The 6,541-nt window shown below is 58.4% G+C and carries 8 protein-coding genes; all 8 read left to right on the top strand.

All coding sequences use genetic code 11. The features are described 5' to 3' along the window. On the top strand, positions 1–346 hold a 346-nt coding region (locus B2W96_RS11085; RefSeq protein ID WP_414692969.1), incomplete at its 5' end, for a ribulose-phosphate 3-epimerase. A 186-nt stretch (positions 347–532) separates the two neighbouring features. Further along, positions 533–1,132 (top strand): recombination mediator RecR, encoded by a 600-nt coding sequence (recR, locus tag B2W96_RS11090; protein WP_293010388.1) that lies wholly within the window; start codon positions 533–535, stop codon positions 1,130–1,132. 80 nt (positions 1,133–1,212) lie between these two features. Further along, the gene (gene era, locus B2W96_RS11095; RefSeq protein WP_293010390.1) at positions 1,213–2,112 is read left to right on the top strand and encodes a GTPase Era; all 900 of its coding nucleotides are present in this window, start codon (positions 1,213–1,215) and stop codon (positions 2,110–2,112) included. A 496-nt stretch (positions 2,113–2,608) separates the two neighbouring features. Continuing rightward, positions 2,609–3,265 (top strand): serine O-acetyltransferase EpsC, encoded by a 657-nt coding sequence (gene epsC / locus B2W96_RS11100; RefSeq protein ID WP_293010392.1) that lies wholly within the window; start codon positions 2,609–2,611, stop codon positions 3,263–3,265. Positions 3,266–3,268: 3 nt separating this feature from the next. Further along, the gene (gene cysS, locus B2W96_RS11105; RefSeq protein ID WP_293010394.1) at positions 3,269–4,711 is read left to right on the top strand and encodes a cysteine--tRNA ligase; all 1,443 of its coding nucleotides are present in this window, start codon (positions 3,269–3,271) and stop codon (positions 4,709–4,711) included. Between the two features lie 314 nt (positions 4,712–5,025). After that, a complete protein-coding gene (locus B2W96_RS11110; RefSeq protein ID WP_293010396.1) occupies positions 5,026–5,313 on the top strand; it encodes an ArsR/SmtB family transcription factor in 288 nt (95 codons plus the stop codon). Next, a complete protein-coding gene (locus B2W96_RS11115; RefSeq protein WP_293010398.1) occupies positions 5,303–6,121 on the top strand; it encodes an NAD(P)/FAD-dependent oxidoreductase in 819 nt (272 codons plus the stop codon). The genes B2W96_RS11110 and B2W96_RS11115 overlap by 11 nt, the downstream gene beginning before the upstream one ends. Before the next feature lie 45 nt (positions 6,122–6,166). Further along, positions 6,167–6,484, top strand: a complete 318-nt coding sequence (gene trxA / locus B2W96_RS11120; protein WP_293010400.1) for a thioredoxin — start codon at positions 6,167–6,169, stop codon at positions 6,482–6,484. The last annotated feature ends 57 nt before the right edge of the window (positions 6,485–6,541 follow it).

Here is a 6,541-nt window from a genome sequence, read left to right on the forward strand (position 1 = left end):
CGATGTGATTCACGCCAAGGGCAAGCGGGCGGGCGTGGTGCTTAAGCCTGCCACCCCGGTTTCGGCGGTGCTGCCCTATCTTGAGCGGGTGGAGCTGATTCTGGTGATGACCGTGGAGCCAGGGTTTGGGGGCCAGAGCTTTATGACCGACCAATTGGACAAGATCCGCGCCATCAGCGCTCTGATTAACGAGCGCAATCCTGCCTGCGAGCTGGAGGTGGACGGGGGAATCGGTCCCGATACCTACCGTGCCTGCGTTGACGCGGGAGCAAACGTGCTGGTGGCGGGCAGCGCTGTATACGGCGCGGAGGACATTCCTGCCCGCATTCAGCTTCTGCGGAGTTAAGAAGGGAAGTTCCCGACATTTTAGGGTCCGTCTCTTTGCGGACAATGTCCGGGTTGGTCTGAGGAACCCTCCGCCAAGGCTGAACGCACCGCAGTGCAGCTTGTTGAGGAGCATACCCGGCGGCTGCCCGGACTTCATCCCTGAATCGGCGCACCGCCGCCATCAATTAAAAAGCGAGGTCTGACCATGGAATATTTTCCCGCGCCGCTGGAAAAGCTGGTGGAGCAGTTTGCCCGCCTGCCGGGTATCGGCGGAAAGTCCGCCCAGCGGCTGGCGTTTTATGTGCTGGGGCTGCCGGAGGAGGAGGCACTGGAGTTTTCGCGTGCAATTATAGACGCGAAAAAGCACGTCACCTGTTGTCCCGTGTGCCAGAATTTCACCGCCGGGGGCCTGTGCCCCATCTGCTCCTCGCCCAAGCGGGACGGAAGCGTGATCTGCGTGGTGGCGGACCCCCGGGATGTGGCGGCGCTGGAGCGGTCCCGAGAATTTGGAGGGCACTATCATGTGCTTCACGGAGTCCTGTCACCTATGAACCACGTAGGCCCGGACGACCTTGCCATCCGCCCCCTGCTGGACCGGGTGGCCAAGGGGGGCATCGAGGAGGTCATTATGGCCACCAACCCGGACACGGAGGGGGAGGCCACCGCCATGTATCTTGCGCGGCTTTTAAAGCCCTTTGAGGTGAAGGTGACCCGTCTGGCCTACGGCATCCCCGTGGGAGGCCATCTGGAATTTACGGACGACGCCACCCTTTCCCGCGCGCTGGAGGGCCGTCGGGAGATATAAAGACGGCAAAGAGAAAGCCGGGGCCGGTCCGTCCGGCCCATACAAATAATTGCTCAAACGAAGAAAGTTGAGGATCATCTATGCCCGAAATCAAAAGAACCGCCATGGTCACCGTCTGCGGACGGCCCAACGTGGGAAAATCCAGCCTGACCAACGCGCTGGTGGGCGAAAAGGTCGCCATCGTGTCCAACAAGGCCCAGACCACCCGCAACCGCATCTGCGGCGTGGTGAACCGGGGAGAAATCCAGTTTGTCCTGATGGACACGCCGGGTCTGCACAAGCCCAAGTCCGCACTGGGGGACTATATGGTGAAAATTGTCACCTCCAGCCTTTCCGACGTGGACTGCGCATTGCTGCTGGTGGAGCCCATCGCCCACGTGGGCGCGCCGGAGGCGGCGCTGATTGCGCGGGTACGGGAGGAAAACATTCCCACGATTCTGTGCATCAATAAAACGGACACCGTGAAGCCGGACGAGCTGCTGCCGGTAATACAGGCGTACAACGAGGCGTGGGACGGCTTTGCCGCCATCATTCCCATCTCCGCCCACAGGAAGGACGGGCTGGATGACCTGCTGGGCGAGATGAACAAATACGCCAAGGAAGGGCCTCAGCTCTTCCCGGACGGGCAGACCTCCGACCAGCCGGAGCGGCAGGTGATGGGGGAAATTCTGCGGGAGAAGCTGCTGATGTGCCTTGATAAGGAAATTCCCCATGGCACCGCCGTGGAGATTTCCAAGTTTTCCGAGCGGGACGACGAGGTGATCGAGGTGGACGCCACGATTTACTGCGAAAAGTCCAGCCACAAGGGCATTATCATCGGCAAGCAGGGGGCCATGCTGAAAAAAATCAGCACCATGGCCCGCCACGATATGGAACGCTTTATGGGGACCAAGGTCTATCTTCAGACCTGGGTCAAGGTGAAGGAGAACTGGCGGGACAACGTGGGCTATGTGCGGAATCTGGGCTATCGGGACAATTGAGACTGAGGAGAAAAAATCGGCGGGGCGCACGGGAAAGGTGCGCCCCGCATTTTTGCGCACTGCACTACCCTGCGCAGGGCGCTTGTGCGGAGATAATTTACCGCCTTTTTCGCCTCATACGCCCCTCTTGACACGAATTGTAAAGCCTGTTAATATAATAAGAACGCGAAGAACGGAAAGAGTAGCATTTTCCCAAAGGGCAGAGAGGGCGCGCCATCGGCTGGAAGCGCGCCTGCGGAGGGAAGTGTGAAGTGCGTCCGGGAGCGTGAGGTTAATCCCCTCCGGTGAAGCCGCCGTTATCGGGCTGTCCGGCTGCTGGGCCGGCACGAGTATTTGCAAGAGTGGAACCGCGTCGCCGACGCCTCTTGTACCTATTTGAGGTACGAGGGGCGTTTTTTCATTTAAAAGGAGTGCTGTATGCGGATGCTTGCCTGTCGATGTCCGGGTTTGACTTCCCCGGCATATTTATAATTGAGATTGAAAAGGAGTCTTGAATATGACCCGTTTGTCGGAATTGCTGGGCGCATATCAGAGCCGGGACCCCGCCGCCCGCAGCAAGCTGGAGGTTTTTTTGCTCTATCCCGGCGTCCATGCCACGATTTATCACCGGATCGCCCATTTCTTTTTTCAAAAAAACATGATGTTTCTTGCCCGGTGCGTCTCCCAGTGGAGCCGCTTTTGGACCGGCATTGAAATCCACCCCGGCGCAAAAATCGGCCGCCGTCTGGTCATTGACCATGGCATGGGCATCGTCATCGGAGAAACCGCCGAGGTGGGGGACGATTGCCTGCTCTACCAGTGCGTGACGCTGGGCGGGACGGGGAAGGATAAGGGAAAGCGCCACCCCACCATCGGAAACAACGTGATGGTGGGCTCCGGGGCCAAGGTTCTTGGCCCCTTCACCGTGGGGGACCATTCCCGCATCGCGGCGGGAGCGGTGGTGCTCAGTGAGGTTCCGCCCAATTCCACCGCCGTGGGCGTTCCGGCGCAGGTGGTGCGGGTCAGCGGGCAAAAGCCGGTGGCCAGCTTCGCCGAGGATGTGGATCAGATCAGCGATATGTGCGACCCTGTGCAGGAAGAGCTGCTTGCCCTGTTCCAGCGGGTGGACGCGCTGGAACAGCAGTTGAAAACTATCAAGGAAAGGACGGCCTGAGCCATGTATCTCTACAACTCTGCCACCCATAGAAAAGAAGAATTTAAGCCCAACCACCCGGATATCGTGAAGATGTATACCTGCGGTCCCACGGTCTACCATTTTGCCCACATCGGAAACCTGCGCAGCTATATCATGGAGGACGTGCTGGAAAAGTACCTGCGCTACGTGGGCTATAACGTCAAGCGTGTTATGAATATCACCGACGTGGGCCATCTCACCAGCGACGCGGACACCGGCGAAGACAAAATGCTCAAGGGCGCCCAGCGTGAGCACAAGTCGGTGCTGGAAATCGCCCAGTTTTATACCGACGCGTTTTTTGACGACTGCCGTAAGCTGAACATCAAGCGGCCCGACATTGTGGAACCCGCCACCCGATGTATTGACGAGTATATTGAAATCATCACCCGCCTGATGGAAAACGGCCATGCGTATCAGGCCGGGGGCAACGTGTATTTTGACACCTCCAAGCTGGAGCACTATTACCTGTTCAACGACCACGATGCGGAGGATTTGGCCGTGGGCGTACGGGAAGGCGTGGAGGAAGACTCCAACAAGCGCAACAAAAACGACTTTGTCCTCTGGTTCACCAAGTCCAAATTTGAGGATCAGGCCCTGAAGTGGGACTCTCCCTGGGGCGTGGGCTATCCCGGCTGGCACATTGAGTGCTCCGGTATCTCTATGAAGCATCTAGGTGAGGATCTGGATATTCACTGCGGCGGGATCGACAACGCCTTCCCCCACCATACCAACGAGGTCGCCCAGTCCGAGGCGTATCTGGGGCACCACTGGTGTAACTATTGGTTCCACGTTCTGCACCTGAACACCAGCGGCGGAAAAATGAGCAAGTCTAAGGGGGAGTTTCTCACAGTTTCCCTGCTGGAGGAGAAGGGCTACGACCCCATGGATTACCGTTTCTTCTGTCTCCAGTCCCACTACCGCAAGGCGCTGGTGTTTTCCTATGAGAATCTGGACAACGCGAAAACCGCCTATGGCAAGTTGATTGCCCGGATTGCCGCCTTGAAGGACGGCCCGGCGGAGAGCGGCGAGACGGCAGACGCCCTGCGGGCAAAGTTCAGAGCCGCTATGGACAACGACTTGAACACGTCCTTGGGCGTGACCGCGCTGTACGATGTACTGAAAGCGGATATCTCCGATGGGACGAAGCTGGCTCTTTTTGAGGAGTTCGACGGAGTTTTAAGTCTGGGACTGCTGGACCGGACGGCGAAAAAGCGGGAGCAGGACGCAAAGTCGGTCAGCTCCAATCAGGGCGGCTTCACCGTGCAGGGCGAGGGCGACCCGGAGATTGACGCGCTGGTGATCCGGCGCGCCGAAGCCAAGAAGGGCAAAAATTTTGCCGAGGCGGACCGCATCCGTGATGAGCTGAACGCCAAGGGTGTGGAGATTACCGACGTACCCGGCGGTGCGGTGTGGAAGCGGACGTAAACCGCTGAGGGGCCACGTGGGCGGACCCATTCCAATCGCTCCAACGGTGCCTTTCGGGCAGAGCAGTTTATCCCGCCGGGAGACGGGCTTGGAAGTTGCGGAGAACAGGCCGCGTGAACCATGCGTTTCACAAACAAAGGGCCGGACGCTATGCGTCCGGCCCTTTATTAAAAATATTTTTCTCATTTGTTGCAAATACTACTGAAGATATGCATATATTAGGATATTCTAATAAAACAAAATAAGTAAATAAATTAAGGCGTAAAAGTTGGCTTTGGACGGAGCCTTAGAGAAAGGACGGGAGAGAACTGGAAATGGACTATGACCATCAGGCGGAGCTTTTAAAAGCGTTGGCCAATCCCACGCGGCTGAAAATTGTCCACTCCCTGTTGAACACCGGCTGCCGCAACGTGGGCTGCATGGAGCGGGGAACGGGCGTGAGCCAGTCCTGCATTTCTCAGCATCTGCAAAAGCTGAAGGCCGCCGGGGTTGTGGCGGCGGAACGCAGTGGAAACGAAGTGTATTACAGAGCCGCGTCGCCGGAAGTTGCCCGGCTGGTGGCGGCGTTGTTTCAGGAGGAGGTTTCAAACTATGTCCTGTGATGTGCTGGTAATCGGCGGTGGCCCGGCGGGGCTGAGCGCGGCAATCAACGTCCGGGCGCGGGGGAAAAGTGTGCTGGTGATCTCCAACCCGGTGGAAGAAAACCCTCTGTGGAAATCCGAGCGGGTGCAGAATTATCCGGGTCTTCCCGGCGTCACCGGGGAGGAGCTGCTTCTCGCCATGCAAAAGCATGCGGAGGCCGACGGGGTGGAGTTTGCCGAAGGCAAGGCCCTGACTGCCATGAACATGTCCGACGCGTGGTATGTCAGCGTGGGTAGCGACGTGCAGGAGGCCAAGGCCGTGGTGCTGGCGGCGGGCGTTGCCCGGGGAAAGAAATTTCCCGGCGAGGAAGAATTTTTGGGCCGGGGCGTGAGCTATTGTGCCACTTGCGACGGGATGCTCTACCGGAACAAGCCCGTGGCGGTGCTGGGATACAGCCAGTCGGCCCGGCACGAGGCGGAGTTTTTAAAGGGCCTTGGGTGCGAGGTGCATTACTTCGATAAACCCAGAGACTGTGAAATTGCCGGCGAAGGCAAGGTGGAAAAGGTGATTTGCGGCGGCGAGACGGCGGAGGTGGCCTGCGTGTTCATCCTGCGGCCCGCGCTGGCGCCCACAGATTTATTTCCCGGCCTTACAGTGGAAAACGGCTATGTGCAGGTGGATCGCCGCATGGCAACGTCTCTGCCCGGCGTGTTCGCGGCGGGAGACTGCACGGGAACGCCCCTTCAGGCGGCAAAGGCCGCGGGCGAGGGTCTGATCGCCGGACAAAGCGCGGCGGCGTATGTGGCCGCGCTGGCGCGGAAAGAATAAAGAAAACCAACGGAAGATAAAATAAAGAAAAAGGAGATTTGAAAAATGGCATTGGTGCATTTGAACAACACGGAATTCGACGCGACGATCGAGGCGGCCCCTTTGGCGATGGTGGATTTCTGGGCAGATTGGTGCGGCCCCTGCAAAATGGTGGGGCCCACGGTGGAGAAAATTGCCGCCGATTATGACGGCAGGGCTTTGGTGGCCAAGGTCAATATTGACCAGGAGCCGGAGCTGGCCCAGCGGTTTGGCGTCATGTCCATTCCCACGCTGGTGTTTTTGAAAAACGGGGAGGAATTTGACCGCAAGGTGGGCGTGATGCCCGAGGCGGCGTTCACCGCCGTGCTGGACGAAAGCCTGTAATCTCAGCGGGCCTGAAAAAAAGAACTTAAGCGGCGCTCCGCAGACAGTTGTCTGCGG

This window comes from Oscillibacter sp. UBA6647 (genome assembly GCA_002455655.1).
Lineage (GTDB): Bacteria > Bacillota > Clostridia > Oscillospirales > Oscillospiraceae > Oscillibacter.